The organism is Mesorhizobium sp. ISC25 (assembly GCF_042295465.1).
Lineage (GTDB): Bacteria > Pseudomonadota > Alphaproteobacteria > Rhizobiales > Rhizobiaceae > Mesorhizobium.
The window spans coordinates 4,730,970-4,754,580 of sequence record NZ_CP135441.1 but is presented as its reverse complement, the minus strand read 5'-3'; the positions used below and the strand labels follow the sequence as shown (position 1 = coordinate 4,754,580).

21 protein-coding genes are annotated in these 23,611 nt (G+C 63.8%); 9 read left to right on the top strand and 12 right to left on the bottom strand.

Going from position 1 to position 23,611, the window contains the following annotated elements:
- Positions 1 to 4: 4 nt before the first annotated feature.
- Positions 5 to 1,414, bottom strand: coding sequence for a glucuronate isomerase (uxaC, locus tag RQ479_RS23485; RefSeq protein ID WP_376702806.1), 1,410 nt, complete (start codon positions 1,412 to 1,414; stop codon positions 5 to 7).
- A 175-nt stretch (positions 1,415 to 1,589) separates the two neighbouring features.
- On the opposite strand from uxaC, the gene RQ479_RS23480 reads away from it, so the two are divergent.
- Together RQ479_RS23480 and uxuA are read left to right on the top strand one after the other, a co-directional pair.
- On the top strand, positions 1,590 to 3,068 hold the full coding sequence (locus RQ479_RS23480; RefSeq protein WP_376702805.1) for a mannitol dehydrogenase family protein: 1,479 nt from the start codon (positions 1,590 to 1,592) through the stop codon (positions 3,066 to 3,068).
- On the top strand, positions 3,065 to 4,243 hold the full coding sequence (uxuA, locus tag RQ479_RS23475) for a mannonate dehydratase (RefSeq protein ID WP_376702804.1): 1,179 nt from the start codon (positions 3,065 to 3,067) through the stop codon (positions 4,241 to 4,243). The genes RQ479_RS23480 and uxuA overlap by 4 nt, the downstream gene beginning before the upstream one ends.
- A 2-nt stretch (positions 4,244 to 4,245) precedes the next feature.
- Here uxuA and lepB read toward each other — a convergent pair whose 3' ends face one another.
- From lepB to RQ479_RS23440, 7 genes are all read right to left on the bottom strand, one after another.
- Entirely contained in the window at positions 4,246 to 4,911 is a 666-nt protein-coding gene (gene lepB / locus RQ479_RS23470) for a signal peptidase I (RefSeq protein ID WP_376706008.1), read from the bottom strand.
- Positions 4,912 to 5,311: 400 nt separating this feature from the next.
- A complete protein-coding gene (locus tag RQ479_RS23465; RefSeq protein ID WP_352489184.1) occupies positions 5,312 to 5,719 on the bottom strand; it encodes a F0F1 ATP synthase subunit epsilon in 408 nt (135 codons plus the stop codon).
- Between the two features lie 118 nt (positions 5,720 to 5,837).
- Entirely contained in the window at positions 5,838 to 7,403 is a 1,566-nt protein-coding gene (gene atpD, locus RQ479_RS23460) for a F0F1 ATP synthase subunit beta (RefSeq protein ID WP_376702803.1), read from the bottom strand.
- Between the two features lie 67 nt (positions 7,404 to 7,470).
- Entirely contained in the window at positions 7,471 to 8,355 is an 885-nt protein-coding gene (locus tag RQ479_RS23455) for a F0F1 ATP synthase subunit gamma (protein ID WP_352450898.1), read from the bottom strand.
- A gap of 28 nt (positions 8,356 to 8,383) precedes the next feature.
- On the bottom strand, positions 8,384 to 9,913 hold the full coding sequence (gene atpA, locus RQ479_RS23450) for a F0F1 ATP synthase subunit alpha (RefSeq protein WP_352489181.1): 1,530 nt from the start codon (positions 9,911 to 9,913) through the stop codon (positions 8,384 to 8,386).
- Entirely contained in the window at positions 9,913 to 10,473 is a 561-nt protein-coding gene (locus RQ479_RS23445; RefSeq protein ID WP_376702802.1) for a F0F1 ATP synthase subunit delta, read from the bottom strand. Before RQ479_RS23445 ends, atpA begins: the two co-directional genes overlap by 1 nt.
- 246 nt (positions 10,474 to 10,719) lie before the next feature.
- Complete coding sequence (locus tag RQ479_RS23440; protein ID WP_376702801.1) at positions 10,720 to 11,115, bottom strand: DUF4345 family protein; 396 nt, start codon at positions 11,113 to 11,115, stop codon at positions 10,720 to 10,722.
- Between the two features lie 214 nt (positions 11,116 to 11,329).
- Here RQ479_RS23440 and RQ479_RS23435 point away from each other — a divergent pair, with 214 nt between their 5' ends.
- Positions 11,330 to 11,575, top strand: a complete 246-nt coding sequence (locus RQ479_RS23435) for a type II toxin-antitoxin system Phd/YefM family antitoxin (protein ID WP_254018681.1) — start codon at positions 11,330 to 11,332, stop codon at positions 11,573 to 11,575.
- On the top strand, positions 11,572 to 12,027 hold the full coding sequence (locus RQ479_RS23430) for a type II toxin-antitoxin system VapC family toxin (protein WP_376702800.1): 456 nt from the start codon (positions 11,572 to 11,574) through the stop codon (positions 12,025 to 12,027). The genes RQ479_RS23435 and RQ479_RS23430 overlap by 4 nt, the downstream gene beginning before the upstream one ends.
- 9 nt (positions 12,028 to 12,036) lie before the next feature.
- Here the strand turns inward: RQ479_RS23430 and RQ479_RS23425 are convergent, their stop codons facing one another.
- Positions 12,037 to 14,220: a primosomal protein N' gene (locus RQ479_RS23425; RefSeq protein WP_376702799.1), complete on the bottom strand. Its 2,184-nt coding sequence runs from the start codon at positions 14,218 to 14,220 to the stop codon at positions 12,037 to 12,039.
- Between the two features lie 90 nt (positions 14,221 to 14,310).
- Here RQ479_RS23425 and fsa point away from each other — a divergent pair, with 90 nt between their 5' ends.
- Positions 14,311 to 14,964: a fructose-6-phosphate aldolase gene (gene fsa / locus RQ479_RS23420; protein WP_352465621.1), complete on the top strand. Its 654-nt coding sequence runs from the start codon at positions 14,311 to 14,313 to the stop codon at positions 14,962 to 14,964.
- 71 nt (positions 14,965 to 15,035) lie between these two features.
- On the opposite strand, the gene lptE is transcribed toward fsa, so the two are convergent.
- Positions 15,036 to 15,617, bottom strand: a complete 582-nt coding sequence (gene lptE, locus RQ479_RS23415) for an LPS assembly lipoprotein LptE (RefSeq protein WP_376702798.1) — start codon at positions 15,615 to 15,617, stop codon at positions 15,036 to 15,038.
- Entirely contained in the window at positions 15,604 to 18,228 is a 2,625-nt protein-coding gene (gene leuS, locus RQ479_RS23410; protein WP_376702797.1) for a leucine--tRNA ligase, read from the bottom strand. Before leuS ends, lptE begins: the two co-directional genes overlap by 14 nt.
- A 144-nt stretch (positions 18,229 to 18,372) precedes the next feature.
- Between leuS and RQ479_RS23405 the strand changes: the two genes are divergently transcribed.
- On the top strand, positions 18,373 to 19,035 hold the full coding sequence (locus RQ479_RS23405) for a YggS family pyridoxal phosphate-dependent enzyme (protein WP_376702796.1): 663 nt from the start codon (positions 18,373 to 18,375) through the stop codon (positions 19,033 to 19,035).
- 110 nt (positions 19,036 to 19,145) lie between these two features.
- Positions 19,146 to 20,195: an aldo/keto reductase gene (locus RQ479_RS23400; protein ID WP_376702795.1), complete on the top strand. Its 1,050-nt coding sequence runs from the start codon at positions 19,146 to 19,148 to the stop codon at positions 20,193 to 20,195.
- 58 nt (positions 20,196 to 20,253) lie between these two features.
- Here the strand turns inward: RQ479_RS23400 and RQ479_RS23395 are convergent, their stop codons facing one another.
- Positions 20,254 to 21,162 carry a LysR family transcriptional regulator gene (locus RQ479_RS23395; RefSeq protein ID WP_376702794.1) on the bottom strand — a complete coding sequence of 303 codons (909 nt, stop codon included), beginning with the start codon at positions 21,160 to 21,162 and terminating at the stop codon, positions 20,254 to 20,256.
- Between the two features lie 137 nt (positions 21,163 to 21,299).
- Between RQ479_RS23395 and RQ479_RS23390 the strand changes: the two genes are divergently transcribed.
- The gene (locus RQ479_RS23390) at positions 21,300 to 22,481 is read left to right on the top strand and encodes an MFS transporter (protein ID WP_376702793.1); all 1,182 of its coding nucleotides are present in this window, start codon (positions 21,300 to 21,302) and stop codon (positions 22,479 to 22,481) included.
- 56 nt (positions 22,482 to 22,537) lie between these two features.
- Positions 22,538 to 23,572: an aldo/keto reductase gene (locus RQ479_RS23385; RefSeq protein WP_352465614.1), complete on the top strand. Its 1,035-nt coding sequence runs from the start codon at positions 22,538 to 22,540 to the stop codon at positions 23,570 to 23,572.
- Positions 23,573 to 23,611: the final 39 nt, after the last annotated feature.

Genomic DNA, 23,611 nt, shown 5'->3' with positions numbered 1-23,611 from the left:
GCCGTTAGAGCCGGTACGCCTTTTTCGCGAGCGCATAGGCAAGTTCCTGCGCCAGCTCGTGCGCCTCGTCTTCGCCGAGCCGATGCTCGGCGACGAGACGCGCCAGATATGCGCAATCGACCCGGCGCGCCACATCATGGCGGGCCGGTATGGATGGAAACGCGCGGGTGTCGTCGTTGAAACCGACGGTGTTGTAGAAACCGGCCGTTTCGGTGGTCATCTCACGGAACCGGCGCATCCCTTCGGGGCTGTCGTGGAACCACCAGGCCGGCCCGAGCTTCAATGCCGGGTAGACGCCGGCGAGCGGCGCCAGCTCGCGCGCATAGCTGGTCTCGTCGAGGGTGAAGAGGATGATGGTGAGGTCGCGCTCCAGCCCGACACAGTCGAGCAACGGCTTCAGCGCCGTCACATAATCGGTCCGCGTCGGAATATCGAAGCCTTTGTCCCTGCCGAACCTGTGAAAGATAGCCGGCGAATGATTGCGCCAGGAGCCGGGATGGATCTGCAGGACCAGCCCGTCGTCGCGGCTCATCTTGGCCATCTCGGTCAGCATCTGGGCGCGAAACAGTTTTCGCTCCCGCTCGTCGTCCGAGCCTCGGCGGATGCGGTTGAACAACTCCTGCGCGGCGGCATCCGAGAGATTGGCGGTTTCGGCCGTTGGATGGCCGTGATCGGAGGACGTCGCACCGAAACTTTTGAAGAAGGCCCGCCGCTGGCGATGCGCATCGAGATAGCCGGTCCAGTTGCCGGTGTCGCAGCCGGTGACCTCGCCAAGCCGGTCGAGATTGGCCAAAAAGCCTTCGAAGTCGGGATCGACGATCGCATCCGGACGATAGGCGGTGACGACGCGGCCCTCCCAGCCGCTGTCGCGGATCATCTGGTGCCATCTGAGATCGTCGAGCGCGCCTTCGGTCGTCGCGATGACCTCAATGTTGAAGCGCTCGAACAGCGCTCGCGGGCGAAAATTCTCCCACTGCAGCAAGGTCGCGATCATGTCGTAATGACGGTCGGCCGTCTTGGCATTCAGCGGCTCGTCGATGCCGAACAGATGGGCAAGAACATGATCGAACCACAGCCGGGTCGGCGTGCCGCGGAACAGGTAGTAATGCTCGGCGAAGCGCCGCCAGATCGTCCTGCCGTCGGTCTCCACCGGCGAGCCGTCAAGCGTCGGCACGCCAAGCTCCTCAAGCCGAACGCCCTGGCTGAACAGCATGCGGAAAATGTAGTGGTCCGGCACGATCAGCAACTGCGCCGGATCGGGAAACGCCTCGTTGAGCGCATACCAGCGCGGGTCGGTGTGGCCGTGCGGGCTTACGATCGGCAGGTCCTTGACCGCGGCATAGAGATCGCGGGCCAGCGAAAGCGGGCGCCCCTCGGCGGCAAACAGCAAATCCGGATCCGTCAATGCGGCCACGTAAATCCTCCCGATCTGGACATCGGTAGGGTTGGAAAGAAATAATGTCAACATACAAAAACTGGGTTGTTGTATGATGACTTTTCGACGGCTATTGCCCATTGTGCGTGACCGCATCGGGTGTTACGCCGCCTGCCAGCAGTGACCCAACAATCTCGATCAGACACGTGGCGCAATGACCAATAGACGCCTTTCCAACAGCACGCTGACGGCACTGCCGGCTTCGGTCGCGGTTCCGCGCTACGACCGCGGCGGCGTCGCACCGGGCATCGTCCATCTCGGCGTCGGTGCGTTCCATCGCGCCCACCAGGCGGCCTATGTCGACGACTGCCTGGCGGCGGGAGAGGCGGACTGGGGCATTGTCGGCGTGTCCTTGCGCAGTCCAGACACGCGCGACGCACTGGCGCCGCAGGATGGCCTCTACACGCTGGCGATCAGGAGCAGCGTCGGCGAAGAGCTACGCGTCGTCGGTTCGATCCTGTCGCTGCTGGTGGCGCCGGAAGATCCGGCTGCCGTGCTCGCCGCCCTGACCGATCAGCGCACCCGCATCGTCACGCTGACGATCACCGAAAAGGCTTATCTGAGAGCGGCCGGCGGCGGTCTGGACACCACCCATCCGGACATCGTCCATGATTTGGCTAACCGGCAAATGCCACGGACGGCGCATGGTTTCCTCACAGAAGCGCTGTCGCGCCGCCGTGCCGTCGGCATCCAGCCTTTCACCGTGCTCTGCTGCGACAACCTTCCGGCCAATGGCGCCACGCTGCACCGCCTGCTGGTCGAATTCGCAGCAATGCGCGATCCCGGCCTCGCCGGGCACATCGCCGACGGCGTCGCCTTCCCGTCGAGCATGGTCGACCGCATCGTGCCGGCGACCACCGATGCCGACCGGGCGCGTATTGCCGTCGAGCTCGGCGTCGAGGATGCCTGGCCGGTGATGACCGAGCCGTTCTGCCACTGGGTGGTCGAAGACGATTTCCCGGCGGGCAGGCCGGCCTGGGAAAAGTTCGGCGTCACCATGGTCGGCGACGTCGGGCCGTTCGAAGACATGAAGCTGCGGCTGCTCAACGGTTCGCATTCGGCAATCGCCTATCTCGGCCTGCTCAGCGGCTATGACACGGTCGACCGCGCCTTTGCCGATCCGGCGATCCGGCAATTCGTCGACGGACTATGGGCCGAGGCGATCCCGACACTGCCGCAGGACGCCGGGCTCGATACGGCCGGCTACACGGCCCAGCTCGCCGAACGCTACTCGAACACCGCGCTGGCCCATCGCACGGCGCAGATCGCCAATGACGGCAGCCAGAAGCTGCCGCAGCGCATCGTCGCCTCGGCCCTCGAACGGCTGGGTGCCGGTGATCCGCCTGCGCACCTCATGCTGGTGGTGGCGGCCTGGATCGCCGCTTGCGAGGCGCGCGGGAAAACTTTGCCGGAAGCCCATTTTACCGACCCGATCGACACTCGGCTTACGGCGCTCGGCAGTCGGCTGGCTGTCGAAACGGTGACAGCGATGTTCGATCTCGCCGGCTTCGCCAAGGACCATTCACATCGCATGACACTGATCGATCTGACGGCAGCCCATCTCGAGCGCCTGCGGCGGGGCGGCCCTGCCGCTGCCTTCGCGGCGCTTGGCATAGGGAGTGAGAAGCCATGAGACAGACCTGGCGCTGGTTCGGGCCCGACGATCCGGTGACGCTCGCCCATGTCCGTCAGGCCGGCGCCGTCGGCATCGTCAGCGCGCTGCATCACCTCAATGACGGCCGCGCCTGGCCGGTGGACGAGATCGCCAGGCGCAAGGCCGAGATCGAGGCAGCAGGCCTGACCTGGGACGTGGTCGAGAGCATCGTCGTCCATGAGGACATCAAGACCCGCAGCGGCGACTGGCGGACCCTGATCGACAATTACAAGGCCTCGATCCGCGCCGTCGCCACCGCCGGCATCAACACCGTCTGCTATAATTTCATGGCGATCACCGACTGGACGCGCACCGACCTCGATTATCCGATGCCGCATGGCGGCACCGCGCTGCGCTTCGATGTCGTCGAGCTCTGCGCCTATGACGTCTTCATCCTTGAGCGAGAAGGCGCCGAGGCCGATCACCCACCGGCGCGCGTCGAGGCCGCGCGTGTGCGGCTGCAAGGCATGAGCGAAAGCGACAAGGCAAGACTGGAGCGCAACCTGATTGGCTGGGTGCCAGCGCGCGAATTCATCTTCGACCGGGCAAGCTTCCGCCGCGCCCTCGACCTCTACAAGGACGTCTCCACTGAAGGCCTGCGCGAAAACCTGTTTGCCTTCCTGCGCGAGATCGTGCCGGTGGCCGAAGAGGCCGGCGTCAGGATGGCGATCCATCCCGACGACCCGCCCTTTTCGCTGTTCGGCCTGCCGCGCATCGTTTCCAACGCCAATGATGCCCGCGCGCTGCTCGACGCCGTCGCTTCGCCGGCTAACGGGCTGACACTGTGCACCGGCTCCTACGGCGCGGGCGCGCAGAACGATCTGCCGGCAATGGCCAGGGCCTTCGCCGAAAACGTCCACTTCGCCCATCTGCGCAACGTCACCAAGGAGCCCGACGGCTCCTTCCACGAAGCCGAGCACCTCGACGGCGACACCGACATGGTGGCCGTCGTGTCGGCGCTGCTTGCCGAAGAGCGGCGGCGCAAGACGGCAGGCAGGGCGGACTGGCTGGTGCCGATGCGTCCAGATCATGGCCACGCCATCGTCGACGACATCGGCAAGAAGGTGAACCCCGGCTATTCCTGCATCGGCCGCCTGAAGGGTCTCGCCGAACTGCGCGGCGTCATGCGCACAGTGGAGGCACTGACGACCTGAGGCTACTTGCTGGCTTGGCCGTTCAGCGTCTGTCGAGATGAATAATCGGTGCCCTTGGAATTCCAGAACAACCGCACAGCCTTGCCGACCAGATTTTCGTAGGGAACAAAGCCGACAGTGAATCGGCTGTCGGAGGCATTGTCGCGGTTGTCGCCAAGGACGAAATAATGGCCTGCGGGCACCTCAAAAACGCGCGTATTGTCACCAATCGAGTTGTCGTTGAGGTCGAGGACGGAATGGGTGACGCCCCCTGGCAGAGTTTCGCGTTGAAGTTTGGCTTTCGAGAACTCTTCAGACGAAAAAGTGCCGATATCGTCGAGTCCCACCGCGACATCGTTGATGTGAAGCACCCCATCGACCATCTGGATCTTCTCGCCGGGGAGGCCGACGACCCGCTGGATGTAGTCCACCTTCGGGTCAGGCGGGAACTTGAATACCACCACGTCCCCTCTCTTGGGCTCCGCACCGAATATGCGTCCTTCAACTGAAAGCAGGTTGAACGGCACGCTGTAGCGACTGTAGCCGTATGCACTTTTGGAGACGAAGAGATAGTCGCCTTCCTGCAGTGTCGGCACCATGCTGCCAGATGGGATCGAAAATGGCTGGAACAGAAAGGAACGGATCGCAAAGGCGGCCACGGGCGAAGTGAGAAAGACGAGCACCAGCACCCAAAGCCCGTGCGCATACCATCTGTCCGGCTTAAATCGGCGCGCGAACGGCACGACGAGCGCTGCCCACAGGGTCAAGCCGATACTTGAAAGATCGGCCAGCCAGGCAAGATCGACGCCGGGCAATACCGGAAATCCGATATAGACAAGCGCGAAAACGACGGCGCCGATCACTAGCAGGCTGGCAACCGCCAGTTTGCCGCTGCCGATCCAGAGGAACCCGCCAAACGGGCCGCCAAAGGCTGACACCAGGGCCGTCGACCACAGGGATCGCGAGATAGTTTCTCGTTGCGCTGTTTCTTCCGTCACGGCCACCCCCTCAATGCCCAGGCAGCCAGACTGTCCACCAAACAAAAAAGCGGGGCAAGCCCGCTTTTTCAGTCGGTCATTTGAGCGAACCTCAAGCCGGCAGGATGGCGCCTTCCAGCGTGGTAAGCTGGTTGAGGAACTGCTCGGCCTTGCTGCGGGTCTGGTCGTCCTTGGCGTCGGCGGCGTCTTCCCTCGCTTCCTGGATGCGGCGGGCAAGGTCGGCGCGGTCGATGTCGCCGACGGCGACCGCCGATTCCGCGAGCAGCGTGCAGCCGGCCGGAACGATGTCGGCAAAGCCGCCGAACACCACATAGCGCTCTTCCTTGCCTTGCGCGGTCTTCAGCGTAACGACGCCCGGCTTGATTGTGGTCATGACCGGCGCGTGATGCGCCATCACGGTCATCTCGCCTTCGGCGCCCGGGATGACGACGGACTCGACCTGCTCGGAAACCAAGAGGCGCTCCGGCGAGACCAGTTCGAATTTGAAAGCTTCAGGCATGATCAATTTAGCGACTGGTGAATGGTGAATTGTGAATGGTCAGAAAGAATGACCTTCACTCAGCCCCGATTTCCTATCCGCTACTCCCCATTCACAATTCACTATCGACCATTCATCATCAGGCCGCTTCAGCCGCCAGGCGCTGTGCCTTCTCGACCGCTTCCTCGATGCCGCCGACCATGTAGAAGGCGGCTTCTGGCAGATGGTCGTAGTCGCCGTTGCAAAGGCCCTTGAAGCCCTTGATGGTGTCGGCGAGGTCGACCAGCTTACCCGGCGCGCCGGTGAACACTTCGGCGACGAAGAAGGGCTGCGACAGGAAGCGCTCGATCTTGCGGGCGCGGGCAACCGTCTGCTTGTCCTCTTCCGAGAGCTCGTCCATGCCCAGGATGGCGATGATGTCCTGCAGCGACTTGTAGCGCTGAAGGATCGACTGCACCTGGCGGGCGACCTGGTAGTGCTCTTCGCCGACAACCATCGGGTCGAGCATGCGCGAAGTCGAATCGAGCGGATCGACGGCCGGATAGATGCCCTTCTCCGAAATCGCGCGGTTGAGCACGGTGGTCGCGTCGAGGTGGGCGAACGAGGTCGCCGGTGCCGGGTCGGTCAGGTCGTCGGCTGGCACATAGATCGCCTGCACCGAGGTGATCGAGCCCTTGGTCGTCGTGGTGATACGCTCCTGCAGCGCGCCCATGTCGGTGGCCAGTGTCGGCTGGTAGCCCACGGCCGAAGGAATGCGGCCGAGCAGCGCCGACACTTCCGAGCCCGCCTGCGTGAAGCGGAAGATGTTGTCGACGAAGAACAGCACGTCCTGGCCCTGGTCGCGGAAATATTCGGCAACCGTCAAGCCGGTCAGGCCGACGCGGGCGCGGGCGCCCGGCGGCTCGTTCATCTGGCCATAGACGAGCGCCGCCTTGGAGCCTTCGCCGCCGCCCTTCTTGTTGACGCCGGACTCGATGAACTCGTGATAGAGGTCGTTGCCTTCGCGGGTGCGCTCGCCGACGCCGGCGAACACCGAGAAGCCGCCATGCGCCTTGGCGACGTTGTTGATCAGTTCCTGGATCAGCACCGTCTTGCCGACGCCGGCGCCGCCGAACAGGCCGATCTTACCGCCGCGGGCATAGGGCGCCAGCAGGTCGAGCACCTTGATGCCGGTGACCAGGATCTGCGCTTCCGTCGACTGCTCGACATAGGTCGGCGCCGGCTGGTGGATCGAGCGCATCTCGATGCCGTCGACCGGGCCTGCCTCGTCGACCGGCTCGCCGATGACGTTGATGATGCGGCCGAGCATGCCCGGGCCGACCGGCACGGTAATCGGTGCACCGGTGTCATAGACATCCTGGCCGCGGACCAGACCTTCGGTCGAGTCCATGGCGATGCAGCGCACGGTGTTCTCACCGAGATGCTGGGCCACCTCGAGCACCAGGCGATTGCCGACGTTGATCGTCTCAAGCGCGTTCAGGATCGCCGGCAGATGTTCGCCGAACTGGACGTCGACAACGGCGCCGATGACCTGGCGAACCTTGCCTGCCAGGCCGGTTTTCTTGATGGTAACAGCCGGCGTATTCACAGCGGCGGCCTTGGTTGCTGCCGCCTTCTTGGCCGGAGCGGCCTTTGCTGCTGCCGGAGCCTTCGCTGGTGCCGCGGCCTTAGGGGCTGCCGTCTTCGGGGTCGCTGCTTTCGCCATCGTCTTTACCCTTTTCGTCTCTTTGTTTCTCACACGCTTGAGGTCGATGACCTCCTTGTGAGCGTGCCTAGAGCGCCTCGGCGCCCGAAATGATTTCGATCAATTCCTTGGTGATCTGCGCCTGCCGCTGGCGGTTGTAGGTGATCGACAATTTGTTGATCATGTCGCCGGCGTTGCGCGTCGCATTGTCCATGGCACTCATCTTGGCGCCCATCTCGCCGGCAGCATTCTCGAGCAGCGCGCGAAAAACCTGCACGGAAATGTTGCGAGGGATGAGATCGGAGAGGATTTCCCCCGGCTCCGGCTCGTATTCGTAGACGGCGCTGCCGCCGTCCTTCACTTCCGCGGCAGCCGAAGGCGCGCCCGCCGGGACAATTTGCTGCGCCGTCGGGATCTGGCTGATCACCGACTTGAACTGCGAATAGAACAGCGTGCAGATGTCGAAGCCGCCTTCGTTGAACAGGTGGATCACCTTCTTGGCGATGGCGTCGGCATTGACGAAGCCCAGCGTCTTGACCTCGCGCAGGTCGACACGCTCGATGATCAGCGCCCCGTAGTCGCGGCGCAATATGTCGAACCCCTTCTTGCCGACACAGATGATCTTGACCTGCTTGCCGTCGGCCAGAAGCTTGCGGATGTGGTCGCGGGCAAAACGGGCGATCTGCGAATTGAAGCCGCCGCACAGACCGCGTTCGGCGGTGCAGACGACAAGCAGATGCACGTCGTCCTTGCCGGTGCCGGTCATCAGCGCCGGGGCATCGCCGCCGCCGCCGATCGCCTGGGTGATGTTGGCCAGCACCGCGCCCATGCGCTCCGAATAGGGACGCGCCGCTTCCGCCGCTTCCTGCGCGCGACGCAGCTTCGCCGCGGCGACCATCTGCATCGCCTTGGTGATCTTCTGCGTCGCCTTGACCGAGGCGATACGGTTACGAAGGTCTTTTAACGAAGGCATGCTTCAAACCTGATCCCGTCCGTCCTGCTCAAGCAAAGGTCTTGGCGAAGGCGTCGATTTCTGCCTTCAGCCTGGCGCGCAGATCGTCGGACAGCGCCTTCTCTTTGCGGATGCCGTCGAGCACGTCCTTGCCGGCCGAGCGCATATGCGACAACAGACCATGCTCGAACTTGCCGACCTGGTTGATCGCCAGCTTGTCGAGATAGCCGTTGACGCCGGCGAAGATCACCGCGACCTGCTCCTCGACTTTGAGCGGCGAGAATTGCGGCTGCTTCAACAGCTCGGTCAGGCGCGAGCCGCGGTTGAGCAGGCGTTGCGTGGCGGCATCGAGATCGGAGCCGAACTGCGCGAAAGCAGCCATTTCGCGGTACTGCGCGAGCTCGCCCTTGATCGACCCGGCAACCTGCTTCATCGCCTTGATCTGCGCCGAGGAGCCGACGCGCGACACCGACAGGCCGACATTGACCGCCGGACGGACGCCCTGGAAGAACAGATTGGTTTCCAGGAAGATCTGGCCGTCGGTGATCGAGATGACGTTGGTCGGAATATAGGCCGAAACGTCGTTGGCCTGCGTTTCGATGATCGGCAGCGCCGTCAGCGACCCACCGCCATTTTCGTCATTGAGCTTGGCGGCGCGCTCGAGCAGGCGCGAGTGCAGGTAGAAGACGTCGCCCGGATAGGCTTCGCGGCCCGGCGGACGGCGCAGCAGCAGCGACATCTGGCGATAGGCGACGGCCTGCTTCGACAGGTCGTCGTAACTGATCAGCGCGTGCATGCCGTTGTCACGGAAATATTCGCCCATGGTGCAGGCGGTGAACGGCGCCAGGAACTGCATTGGCGCCGGATCGGAGGCGGTCGCGGCGATGATGATCGAATAGTCGAGCGCGCCGCGCTCTTCCAGGACCTTGACGAACTGCGCCACCGTCGAGCGCTTCTGGCCGACGGCGACATAGACGCAGTACAGCTTTTCCTTCTCAGGGCCGTTGTCGTGCACCGATTTCTGGTTGAGCATGGTGTCGAGGATGATCGCGGTCTTGCCGGTCTGGCGGTCGCCGATGACCAGCTCGCGCTGGCCGCGGCCGACCGGGATCAGCGCGTCGATGGCTTTGAGGCCGGTCGACATCGGCTCGTTCACCGATTTGCGCGGGATGATGCCGGGTGCCTTGACGTCGACGCGCTTGCGTTCGGTGGCCTGGATCGGGCCTTTGCCATCGATCGGGTTGCCGAGCGCGTCGACGACGCGGCCGAGCAAACCCATGCCGACAGGCGCGTCGACGATGGCGCCGGTGCGCTTGACGGTGTCGCCTTCCTTGATGTCGCGGTCGGCGCCGAAGATGACGACGCCGACATTGTCGGCTTCGAGGTTGAGCGCCATGCCGCGGATGCCGCCGGGGAACTCGACCATCTCGCCGGCCTGGACATTGTCGAGGCCGTAGACGCGGGCGATACCGTCACCGACGGACAGCACCTGGCCGACTTCGGAGACCTCGGCCTCCTTGCCGAAATTCTTGATCTGATCTTTCAGAATTGCGGAAATTTCCGCGGCGCGGATGTCCATCAGCCGACCTCTTTCAGTGCAAGCTTGAGCGAATTGAGTTTGGTTTTGAGCGACGTATCGATCTGGCGCGAGCCGATCTTGACCACCAGTCCGCCGAGCAGCGACGGATCGACGGTGACGGTGATCGCCACGTCCTTGCCGGCGACGCTTTTCAGCGCCGCTTTCAGCTCGGTTTCCTGGGCAGGCGTCAGCGCATGCGCCGAGGTGACCTCGGCAGCGGTCTCGCCACGGTGTTCGGCGGCGATCTGGCGGAACGCCTTGATCATGCCGGGCACGGCAAACAGCCGGCGATTCTGGGCAACGACGCTCAGGAAATTGCCGGTGAGGCCGGTAATCCCTGCTTTGTCGGCGATCGCGGCGATCGCCTTGGCCTGGTCCTCGCTGGAGAAGACAGGGCTCCTGATCAGCCGCGAAAGGTCAGCGCTGCCTTCGAGCATCGTTTCGAACCTGTTGAGGTCGGCTTCGACGCTGGCGACCGAATTGGTCTGCAGCGCGAGTTCGAACAGCGAACCCGCATAGCGTTCTGCGACACCTGAGATTGGCGATGACGATTGGGCCACGGACCGTCTTTTCTCTTGTCTGACAGGCCGCAGATTGTTGGCGCGAGCAAAAACTCTGGCTAAATCTTTGACCTTACTGCATTTTTCCAAGCACGGAGGCGCGGCTTCCGCTATCCCCGGTCGAAAGTCGATTGCCGTCTAGCACAGGCATTTTCAGACCGCAATGCGTCGTCCGGCATGGTTTTCAGGCACTATTGTCGCATCCGCTGGCCGAGTTCAGCAACCAACCCCGGATTGATCCCTGATTCAGGGCAAAAAGCCAAAGGCGAAGGCAAGCGGCAGCGCCGCCAGCACCAGCTCGACGGCGATGGATGCCCAGTTGAACGGCGTATTGGCGCCGTCCGACATCATCGAGAGCAGCCGGCCGAAGGCGGTGAATAGCCAGGAGAAGCCGAGCGCCATGTAGAGCAGCGGCTGCGCCAGGAGGATGCAGCACAGGCTGAGGCCGAGATAGAACCCCGACATCCGGCCGCGCCCCTCCGCGATCGCCGCCGCCTTCTCGGGCTTGACCTGCAGCCGCAGGATGCGAAAGGCCAGCTGTGGAGCCAGGAACAGCAGCAGGCCGAGCAATAGGGTGGCGACCGCGCTCGACCATGCCAGCCACTCGCCCTGGCTCATCGGCCACGGAAACGCAAATTCCATCTTGTCCCCTCTTAGATGCATATTCAAAATTTCGGGCATTCTAGCGAAGCAAGAGACATACGCCAGATGGGCCGTCGGCAATTTGCAGGGCGCGCCAGCCCAACGCGAGCGCGACCGTTGCAGCGACCGGGCCAACAGGACGTTATGCAACGGGCTGTTTTTTTCTGCACAATTTCTATATTGTGACTACATGAGACCACAAGGGGTTCCGCGCATGAAGACGATGCAACTACGAGAGGCAAAGGCCAGCCTTTCCGCGCTCGTGGAGGCTGCCGAGAACGGTGAGCCCACGGTTATCACCAAGCACGGCAAGCCCGCGGTCATGGTGGTGCCAATCGGTGAGGGACGGAAACTTTATCCGCAGAACAGCCAAAAAGACTTCGTGGATTTCCTGCTTCAGTATCCAGGCGGCATCGAGCTTGAGCGAAACGAATCGCCGTCGCGGGAAGTGGAGTTTTGACCGGCTATCTGCTTGATTCGTCTTTTCTCTCGGCATTTGCACCTGGTCGGCCTCTGCTTCCGTCGCACGTGCAGAACTGGGTTGCCGAACAAGGAGAACGCGGCTCTTGGCAGCTCTCATCGATCGTCATCTTGGAGGTGGAACGAGGAATCGCGAAACTGAAGCGGGCGGGCGGGCATATGAAGGCAGAGCGCATCAATGAGTGGTTCGAAAGGTTGCTTCTAGAGTTCAACCAGCGCATCCTCCCCATCGATTTAGCAATCGCGCGAGAAGCCGGAAAACTGGAAGACGCCACTATCGCCAGAGGCGCCAATCCGGGGCCGGCGGACGTTCTGATCGCAGCTACTGCCCGTTTGCACGGCCTGTCAGTTTTGACGGCCAACACCCGGCATTTTGCGATTCTCGACGTGCCTTACCTGAACCCATTCACCGAACGCGTCTCGAAAGGGTAATTCGACACCTTACAAAAAGCTTTGCGGGTCGATATCGACCTGGACCCGCACCGAACCCCTTATCTTCGGCCCCTCGGCCAGCATGGTGCGAATGAACCCTTGCATGTCGGCGCGCCGTTCGCCCTGGATCAGCAGGCGAAAGCGATGGCGGCCGCCGATCAATGACAGCGGCGCCTCTGCCGGGCCGAGCACGAACAGGTCGGTGGCTTGCGGCGCGGCGCGACGCAGGCCACGGGCGTGCCCTTCGGCTTCGGCCCGTGTCGCCGCGCTGACGATGACGCCGGCGAGCCTGCCGAAGGGCGGTAGCCCCGCCCGCTCGCGCTCGGCGATCTCGCGCTCGTAGAAGGCCTCGGCATCGCCGGAGATGATCGCGCGCATCACCGGATGGTCCGGCTGGAAGGTCTGCAGCAGGCCGAGGCTCTTCTTGCCGGTGCGGCCGGCGCGGCCGGTCACCTGGCTGAGCAGTTGGAACGTGCGCTCGGCGGCGCGCGGATCGCCATTGGCAAGGCCGAGATCGGCATCGACCACTCCGACCAGCGTCATGTTGGGGAAATTATGGCCCTTGGCGACGAGTTGCGTGCCGATGACAATGTCGGCCTCGCCATTGGCGATGGCTTCAAGCTCGAGCCGCAGCCGGCGCACGCCACCCATCAGGTCCGACGACAGTACGATGGTGCGGGCATCGGGGAAATGCGCGACGACCTCCTCGGCGATGCGCTCGACACCCGGCCCGCAGGCGACCAGATGATCGAGCGTGCCGCATTCGGGGCAGGCCTCTGGCCGGCGTTCATTGTGCCCGCAGTGGTGGCAGACGAGCTGGCCGCGAAAGCGGTGCTCGACCAGCCAGGCCGAGCAGACCGGACAGCCAAAGCGGTGGCCGCAGACCCGGCAGAGCGTCAGCGGCGCATAGCCGCGCCGGTTGAGGAACAGCAGTGACTGTTCCTTTCTTTCCAGCGTCTGCCGCATATGGCCGAGCAGCACCGGCGACAGGAAGCCGCCGCTAGCCGGCGGCGCACGGCGCATGTCGATCGTGTTCAGATCGGGAAGCGCTGCCTCGGCAAAGCGCGCCGAAAGCACCGCCCTGCTGTAGCGGCCCTGGCTAGCATTGACCCGACTTTCGACCGACGGCGTCGCAGAGGCGAGCACGACCGGAAAGCCGCCGATATGGCCGCGCACCACGGCCATGTCGCGGGCGTTGTAAAAGACGCGATCCTCCTGCTTGTAGGCGGGATCGTGCTCTTCGTCGACGACGATCAGCCCTAGCTCCCTGAACGGCAGGAACAGCGCCGAGCGCGCGCCGGCGACGACCCGCACGCCGCCTTCGGCCACCTGCCGCCAGACCTTTTCGCGCATTCTTGGCGGCAGGTCCGAGTGCCACTCCGCCGGCTTGGCACCGAACCGCTCTTGAAAGCGTTCGAGGAAGGCGTGGGTCAGCGCGATCTCCGGCAGCAGGATCAGCACCTGCTTGCCGCGGTCGAGCGCGGCCGCGACTGCCTCGAAATAGACCTCCGTCTTGCCGGATCCGGTTACACCGTCGAGCAGGGTGACGCCGAACGTACCCGTCGTGACATTGGCGCGCAGCGTCTCGGCGGCATCGCTCTGGTCGGGCATCAGTGTCGGCACGGCGTAGCCGGGATCGGGTGCCGCGACCACCGGCCGCGGCGGGATCATCACCGTCTCGAATACGCCCTGCGCCCGCAGCCCGTCCACCACCGTCGACGACACGCCTGCCGCATGTGCCAGGCCCGACCGCGTCCAGGCCAGTCCGCCTTCGGCCGTTTCCAGCACGCGCGTCCTCGCCTCCGTCATCCGGTCGGGCTTGGCGAAGGTGCGCTGCAGTCCTTCGATCCACGGCTCCGGATCGAACGCCTCCGGTGCCCTGAGCAGCATGCGCGCCACCATGCCGGGCGGCGACAGCGTGTATTGCGCCACCCAATCGACAAAACGCCGCATCGCGCGGTCGATCGGCGGGCAGTCGAAAACCTGCTCGATCGGTCGCAATTTCTTCGCGTCGACCTTTTCGACGGCGCCGTCCCAGACGATGCCGGCGACCTGGCGGGGCCCAAGCGGAACGCGCACGATCGAGCCCGGCACCACGCGCATGCCAGCCGGCACGGCATAGGTGTAGGGGCGCTCGGCGGGCATCGGCACCAGCACCGGTGCGGCCGCGACAAAGGGCGAATCTTCGATCATGAGGCGTGACCTTGCCCCGACTTTGGTCTAGATCAAAGTCCGACCCCAAATGTGCATGACATGCGCATGAAAAATCTTCAGGAGACCGCCATGAAATTTTTTGTCGACACCGCCGATGTCAAGGAAATCCGCGAGCTGAACGATTTGGGGCTGCTCGACGGCGTAACCACCAATCCGTCGCTTATCCTGAAATCCGGCGGCAAGATCGCCGACGTCACCAGGGAGATCTGCGAGATCGTCAAGGGCCCGGTCTCGGCCGAAGTCGTTGCCACCGAATACAAGGACATGATGGCGGAGGCCAAGATCCTGGCCAGGATCGCCGACAATGTCTGCATCAAGGTGCCGCTGACGCTCGACGGCCTGAGAGCCTGCAAGGACATCCGGTCGGACGGCCGCATGGTCAACGTCACCCTGTGCTTCTCGGCCACCCAGGCGCTGCTCGCCGCCAAGGCCGGCGCCTCGTTCATCTCGCCCTTCGTCGGCCGCATCGACGACAGCGGCTGGGACGGCATGGAGCTGATTGCCGATATCCGCACCATCTACGACAATTATGATTTCCAGACCGAGATCCTGACCGCTTCTGTGCGTACCGTGAACCATGTCAAGCAGGCGGCGCTGATCGGTGCCGATGTCATCACCGCGCCGCCGGCGACGCTCAAGGCGCTGGTCAAGCACCCGCTGACCGACAAGGGCCTGGAGCTGTTCCTCGCCGACTGGGCAAAGACCGGGCAGACGATCGGCTGAAGCGACTATCCTGCGAAGAAAAAAGGCCGAGCAATCGGCCTTTTTTTGCAGATTGCGCACTCTGAAAAGACCTAGCTTGCCGCCGGCTTGCCGTGCTTGATCAGATCCTGGGCGATCGACAGCCGCAGCACATCTGCCAGTTCGCGCGCCGCACGGTTCTCGGCGTCGATCTGCGCCCGGTATGACGCGAATTCCTGGCGCGGCCTGTCGTATGATGACGGAATCGAGCGCTTGCCCCTAGCTATGACCGTGCCGGTCTTGGCATCGCTCAGCACATAGTTGGCGGTCAGCGTCACCGTGCCGGCGGTCGGCTCGTCCTCGTCGGTCGTGACCTGCTCGATTGCCGCCGATTCGACGAGTTCGGAGACGCCGAGATCAAGCGAATAGACCGGCGAAGCCGGCTCGCCGGCGCCCTGGCCCAGCGCGAAGATCAAATTGTTGCGGACCTGCTGGGCGTAGCGGGTCTTGACCGGCTTGACCGAGATAGATGCCAGTTCGGCAGCAGCACCGACCTGCGAGCCGGCGACCAGCGGCGCGCTCGAATAGAGCGGCCGCACCGTGCAGGCGGAAACCAGCGCCACCGAGGTGAGCAGCCCGCAAAGCACGATACGGCGCAGCGTCAGCTCTGTCTTTTTCGGATCAGGCAACGACATTGACGATCCTCTGCGGCACGATGATCACCTTGCGCGGCGCCTTACCTTCGAGCGCTTTCTGCACGAAGTCGAGGGCCAGAACCGCTCTTTCGACCGCACCTTGGTCCGCGTCGCGGGCAATTGTCAAATCGCCGCGCTTCTTGCCGTTGACCTGCACCGGCAGCACGATCTCGGCGTCGACGACAAGCGAGGGATCGTAGTCCGGCCAGGGCCGTTCGGCGACAAGGTCGGTGCCGCCGAGCGTCTGCCAGCACTCCTCGGCCAGATGCGGCATGACCGGCGCGATCAGGTGCACCAGGATCTCGACGGCCTCACGGCAGGCCGCTTGCAGCGCCGGACCGGCCTTGCCCTCTGCCGCCTCGTTGAGCGGCACGGTCAAGGCATTGGCGAGCTCGTAGATGCGCGCGATGGCGCGGTTGAAGGCGAGCTTTTCGATATCCTCGCCGACCGACTTCAGGATTTTGTGCGCGGCCTTGGACACTGTCCCGGCCTCGCCGTCCTTTGCCGCCTCTGGCCGAACTCCGGCGAGCGATTCGACAGCCGTCGACACCAGACGCCAGATGCGCTGGATGAAGCGGTGCGCGCCGGCCGCACCCTCGTCGGTCCATTCGACATCGCGTTCGGGCGGCGAGTCCGACAGCATGAACCAGCGCGCCGTATCGGCGCCGTAGCCGTCGGTGATCTCTTCCGGGCTCACCGTATTCTTCTTCGACTTCGACATTTTTTCGAGCGGACCGATCACCGCCTCTTCGCCGGTGGCGATTTCGAAGGCGCGGCGCTTGCCGTCGGCGTCTTCCAGCCTGACCTCGCTTGGCGCAAGCCAGCGGCCGTTCGAGGCGCCACCAACCCGATAGGTCTCGTGCACCACCATGCCTTGCGTGAACAGGCCCCTGAACGGCTCGGCGAGATCGACATGGCCGGTCTCGCGCATGGCGCGGGTGAAAAAGCGCGAATAGAGCAAATGCAGGATCGCATGCTCAATGCCGCCAATATACTGGTCGACCGGCAGCCATTCAGTCGCGGCCTTGGGATCGGTCGGATCGTTTGCCCAAGGCGCCGTGAAGCGCGCGAAATACCACGAAGAATCGACAAATGTGTCCATCGTGTCGGTTTCGCGCCGCGCATCCTTGCCGCAACGCGGGCATTTGACGTGCCGCCATGTCGGATGGCGATCGAGCGGATTGCCTGGCCGGTCGAACTCGATGTCATCCGGCAGCCTGACCGGCAGGTCGGCTTTCGGCACCGGCACCACGCCGCAATCCTCGCAATGGATCATCGGGATCGGGCAGCCCCAATAGCGCTGGCGCGAAATGCCCCAGTCGCGCAGGCGGAAATTCACCTTGCGCTCGGCCATCGGCCGGTTGCCGATGGTCTTCTGTTCGAGCAGCTTCGCCACCTCGTCGAATGCCTGATCCGGCTTCATGCCGTCGAGGAAGCGCGAATTGATCATCACGCCGTCGCCGACATAGGCCTCGTCGATGATCTGGAAGCTTCCTTGATTCTCGCCTTCCGGCATCACCACCGGAATGACCGGCAGGCCGTATTTGTTGGCGAAGTCGAGGTCGCGCTGGTCACCGGATGGGCAGCCGAAAATGGCACCGGTGCCGTAGTCCATCAGCACGAAATTGGCGACGTAGACGGGCAGCGTCCACTTCTCGTCGAACGGATGGACGACGCGGATGCCGGTATCGAAGCCCTTCTTCTCGGCCGTCTCCAATGCCGCCACCGAAGTGCCCATATGGCGGACTTCGTCGATAAACTTTGCCAGCGCCGGATTGTCTTCGGCGGCCTTTTTGGCCAGCGGATGGTCGGCCGCAATCGCCATGAAGGAGGCGCCGAATACGGTGTCGGGCCTGGTCGTATAGACTTCGAGCTCATGCTCGCCGGCGACTGGCTTGGCCAGCGGCCAGCGGATCAGCAGGCCTTCCGAACGGCCGATCCAGTTCGCCTGCATCAGCTTCACTTTTTCCGGCCAGTCGTCGAGTCGGTCGAGCGAATCCAGCAGATCCTGCGCGGAGTCGGAGATCTTGAAAAACCACTGCGTCAGCTCGCGCTGTTCCACCAGCGCGCCCGAGCGCCAGCCGCGACCGTCGATGACCTGCTCGTTGGCAAGCACCGTCATGTCCTCCGGATCCCAGTTGACCTTGGAGGATTTGCGCGTCACCAGACCCTTCTCGACGAAATCGAGGAACAGCATCTGCTGGCGGTGGTAATAGTCGACATCGCAGGTGGCGAATTCTCGCGCCCAATCGAGCGACAAGCCCATGACCTTGAGCTGCTCGCGCATGGCGGCGATGTTCTGATAGGTCCAGTCCTTGGGGTGGACCTTGTTCTGCATCGCCGCGTTTTCGGCTGGCATGCCAAAGGCGTCCCAGCCCATCGGGTGCAGCACGTTGAAACCCTTTGCCCGCTTGTAACGTGCCACCACGTCGCCCATCGTATAGTTCCGGGTATGGCCAATATGGATGCGCCCCGACGGATAGGGGAACATCTCCAGCACATAGTATTTCGGGCGCGGGTCGTCATTGTCGGCTTCGAACAGCTTCTTGGCGTCCCAGGCCTTCTGCCATTTGGGCTCTGACGCGCGCGGATTGTATCGTTCGGTTGCCATCGGGTGTTTTTCACTTAAAAGCATGCGCGAGCCGCCGGACAATGCCCGTGCGGCTCAAAATGTCGTCGCGGTGTTCACCATGGATTGCCGGACCCGTCAACTGCGGCGATCCGGCGAAAAGCCAAACACAGGCAGGATATAGGCATGGCGAGCGCCGTCGAACAGCTTTTCACCGTCAAAGCAAGGATCGCTGCCGCCGAGCGCGAGGCAGGACGCCAGGCCGGAGCGGTGACGCTTGTCGCGGTCTCGAAAACCTTCGACGCCGCCGATATCCGTCCGGTCATCGAAGCCGGCCAGCGCGTCTTCGGCGAAAACCGGGTCCAGGAAGCACAAGCCAAATGGCCGGCCCTGCGGGCGGCGTTTCCCGACATCGAGCTGCACCTGATCGGTCCGCTGCAATCGAACAAGGCAAAGGAAGCGGTCGCGCTGTTCGACGTCATCGAAACGGTCGATCGCGAAAAGATTGCCGCAGAGCTGGCCAAGGAGATCGCCAGGCAGCGCCGGTCACCAAGGCTGTATGTCCAGGTCAACACGGGCTCCGAGCCGCAAAAGGCCGGCATCGAGCCGCGCGAGGCCGTCGCCTTCGTCGCCCGCTGCCGCTCGGTTCACGCCCTCGCCATCGAAGGGCTGATGTGCATCCCGCCGGCCGACGAGAACCCCGGTCCGCATTTCGCGCTGCTGGAAAAGCTTGGGCTTGAGGCCGGCGTCGACAAGCTCTCCATGGGCATGTCCGGCGACTACGAAACCGCGATCGCCTTCGGCGCGACCAGTGTCAGGGTTGGATCGGCGATTTTCGGCGCCAGATGAGGCGCAGCCGGCCTTAGGCCACAAGCTGACATCGACTAAGCCCAGCGTATAGAAACGGAACGTTTCGTTCCTATATGGGTCGAGTTATTCTCAACCCGTCTGGAGCCACCATGCGTTACAATCAACTTGGAAATACGGGGATGTTCGTCTCCGAACTTTGCCTCGGCACGATGACGTTCGGCGCGGCCGGCGAGAATGCCCAATGGGGCCTGATCGCCAGCCTCGACCAGAAGGGCGTCGACGAGATCGTTGCCCGCTCGCTCGCCGCCGGCGTCAATTTCTTCGACACGGCGGATGTCTATTCCTTCGGCGCCTCGGAACGGCTTCTCGGCCAGTCGCTCAGGAACCTTGGCGTCAACCGACAGGACGTGATCATCGCCACCAAGGTTCATGGCGCCATGGGCGGCGGCCCGAACCAGCGCGGTTCCTCGCGCGGCCACATCATGGATTCGGTCGAGAGCAGCCTCGAGCGGCTACAGCTCGATCACATAGATCTCTACCAACTGCACGGCACCGACACAGTGACGCCGATCGACGAGACACTGCGGGCGCTCGACGACCTGGTTGCCGCCGGCAAGGTCCGCTATGTCGGCGTCTCGAACTGGCAGGCCTGGCGCATCGCCAAGGCGCTGGGTATTGCCGAGCGCAAGGGCTTTGCCCGCTTCGAGACCGTGCAATCGTATTATTCGATCGCCGGCCGCGATCTCGAGCGCGAGATCGTGCCGCTGCTCAACGAAGAGAAGCTCGGGCTGATGGTCTGGTCGCCGATGGCGGGCGGCCTGCTCTCCGGCAAATACGGACCGGGCGCCCCCGGCAATGGCGAGGGCCGCCGCGCCAGCTTCAATTTCCCGCCGGTCAATGAGGACCGTGCCTGGGCAGCAGTCGCCGTCATGCGCGAGATCGCCGCCAAGCACGGTGTCAGCGTCGCCACGGTGGCGCTCGGCTATGTCCGGGCCAAACCGTTCGTGATGAGCGTCATCATCGGCGCCAGCCGCATGGAGCAGCTGGAACAGAACCTTGCGGCCACCGAGTTGCAGCTCGATGCCGATGACCTTGTTCGGCTCGACGAAGTCAGTGCCCTGCCCGCCGAATACCCCGGCTGGATGCTGGAGCGTCAGGCGGCCGGTCGGCGTCCGGCGCCCTTTGTGCCGAAAAAGTAGTTAATCTTACCTTCGATTCGATGCTTCGGGAGCCGGCCGGCTCCCGATCGTTTTGGGCTCAGGTCAGCCGGACAGTCTCGACCAAAAAGTCCAAAAAGGCCCGCACCCGCGCCGGCAGATGCTTGCCTTGGCCGACATAGACGGCGTGGGTGAGTTCCTCGTCGCCGGGGTTGAACTCTTCCAGCAGCGGCAGGAGCCGGCCGGCGGCAATGTCGGCCTCCACGTGCCAACGTGCTAACCGGGCAATGCCCGCCCCAGAGAGCGCAATCAGCCGCATCGCCTCGCCGTCGCTGACCAGCGTATTTCCGATGATCGACAGGGTGGTCGGCTTGCCGGCCGCGTCGATAAAAGGCCAGCCCTCGAGGTGACGTACGAAACGGAAGCCCATCCGGTTGTGACGATCGAGATCGGCGGGCGTCTTGGGCGTGCCACGCGCTTCGAGATACGACGGCGCCGCAACGACGACCACCCGGCTCTGCCCGAGCTTGCGCGCCACCAACCGCGATTCGCCGAGCGGTCCGGCGCGGATGGCGACGTCAGCGCGCTCCTCCATCAGGTCGATGACATCGTCGGTCAACACCAGATCGACCGAGATTTCGGGGTAGCGTTCTAGGAAACGCGGCAAAAGCGGGATCAGCCGATGCTGCCCGAAAGGCACGTAGCTGTTGATCCGCAGCCGGCCACGCGGCGCGGCACCCGCCGCTGCCTCGCGCTCGGCCGCTGCCATGTCGGCCAGGATGCGCACGCCGCTGTCGAAGAACGCCGCCCCCTCCGGCGTCAGTTGCAGCTTGCGCGTCGAACGGCTGACCAGCCGCGCGCCAAGCCGCGCCTCCAGCCGCGCGATCAGCTTGCTCACCGCCGACGGCGTCATCCGCAACGCGCGGGCAGCGGCCGAAAAGCTGCCCACCTCGACGACGCGGACGAACACTTCGATCTCGCCGGAGCGATTGATGTCGGGCCTAGCCATTGGTGAATCTATTTCACAGACGATGTGCCCGATGCAAGGCTGGTTCACAGCACATCGCGGCACGATCTTCCGGATTGGGGCGTGGGAGGACACGGCGCCCGTCGTCAAAACCGGTCGTCATCGAAGTGGGAACCGCCATGCCCCTTGCTCTTTACGCTCTAGCCGCCGGCGCCTTTGGCATCGGCGTCACCGAATTCGTCATCATGGGCCTGCTGCTCGACGTCAGCACCGATCTCGGCGTCTCGATCTCAGCTGCCGGCCAGCTGATTTCCGGCTATGCGCTCGGCGTTGTCATCGGCGCGCCGCTGCTGACGATCGCAACCGGCCGCTGGCCGCGCAAAACCGTGCTTCTGGCGCTGATGGCAATTTTCACGCTGGGCAACCTCGCTTGTGCGCTTGCCCCAGACTACTGGACGCTGATGGGTGCGCGCGTGCTGACCGCCTTCGCCCACGGCACCTTCTTCGGCGTCGGCTCGGTCGTGGCGACCGGACTGGTGGCGCCCAACAAGAAAGCCTCGGCGATCGCCCTGATGTTCACCGGCCTGACCATCGCCAACATCCTCGGCGTGCCCTTCGGCACATGGCTCGGCCAGGCCTTCGGCTGGCGCGCGACCTTCTGGGCGGTGACGCTGGTCGGCATCGCCGCCTTCGCCATCATTCTCCTGCTGGTGCCGCGCAGCCGAACAGAACCTGAGGAGAGCAATTTGCGCGCCGATCTCGCCGTGCTCGGCCGCACGCCTGTCCTGCTTGGCTTTGCCACCACCGTGCTTGGCTATGCCGGCGTCTTCGCCGTTTTCACCTACATCGCCCCGTTGCTGACCGAGATCACCGGTTTTGACGAAGCAGCGGTGTCGCCGATCCTGCTGGTCTTCGGCGGCGGCCTCATCGCCGGCAACCTCGCCGGCGGCAAGTTCGCCGACCGCTGGCTGGTACCTTCCGTTCTCGGAAGTCTCGTCGTCCTGGCGCTGGTGCTCGGCACCATGACCTTCGCCCTGCACAGCCAGGTCATGGCCGTTATCTATGTCGGCCTGCTCGGCGCCGCCGCCTTCGCCACTGTGGCGCCGCTGCAGATGTGGGTACTGGAAAAGGCACAAGGCGCCGGCCAGAGCCTCGCCTCATCCTTCAACATCGCCGCCTTCAACCTCGGCAATGCGGCCGGCGCCTGGCTCGGCGGCGTGGTCATCGCCCATGGTCCCGGCCTCGACGCCGTCACCTGGGTCGCGGCCCTGTTGCCGCTTTCAGCGCTTGCCGTGGCGGCGTTTGCGCTGCGCCTCGACCGAGATCCTGTCCTCGCCACACCGGAAATCGCGCGGTCATAGAACAGCAAACCTCAACCAATCTTTGAAACAGCCATCCTTCCACAAGGAGCAAACCCATGGATTATCGAAATCTTGGCGCATCAGGCCTGAAGGTCCCGGCGCTCTCGTTCGGCGCTGGAACCTTCGGCGGTTCAGGCCCGCTGTTCGGCGCCTGGGGCAACAGCGATGCGACGGAAGCACGGCGGCTGGTCGATATCTGCCTTGAGGCCGGCGTCAACCTGTTCGACACCGCCGATGTCTATTCGAATGGCGCTTCCGAACAAGTGCTCGGCGCTGCCATCAAGGGCCGCCGCGACGCCGTGCTGATCTCGACCAAGACCTCGCTGCCGATGGGCGACGGTCCCAACGATGCCGGCTCGTCACGTTCACGCCTGATCAAGGTCGTCGAAGACGCGCTGAAGCGTCTTGGCACCGATTACATCGACCTGCTGCAACTGCACGCCTTCGACGCCGCAACACCGATCGAGGAGGTGCTGTCGACACTGGACAGTCTCGTGCGCGCCGGCAAGCTGCGTTATGTCGGCGTCTCCAATTTTTCCGGCTGGCAAGCGATGAAATCGCTCGGCCTGGCGGACAGATACGGCTATCCCCGATACGTCGCCCATCAGGTCTATTATTCGCTGATCGGGCGCGACTATGAATGGGAGTTGATGCCGCTCGGCCTCGACCAGGGCGTCGGTGCGCTGGTGTGGAGCCCGCTCGGCTGGGGCCGCCTGACCGGCAAGATTCGCCGCGGCGAAAAGTTGCCGGAGAAAAGCCGACTGCACGATACCGCAAGCTTCGGACCGCCCGTCGAGGACGAGCATCTCTATCGGGTGGTCGACGCGCTTGATGTTATCGCCGAGGAAACCGGCAAGACCGTACCGCAGATCGCCATCAACTGGCTGCTGCAGCGGCCGACCGTCGCCTCCGTCATCATCGGCGCGCGCAACGAGGAGCAGTTGCGCCAGAATCTCGGCGCCGTCGGATGGTCATTGACAGCCGAGCAGATGGAGAAGCTCGACACGGCAAGTGAGGTCACCGCACCCTACCCGTATTTTCCCTATCGCCGGCAGGAGGGGTTTGCCCGGCTGAACCCGCCCGCAGTCTGACGCTCCAAAAGCTGGGCGGCGGCTCCCAGGCTGCCGCCC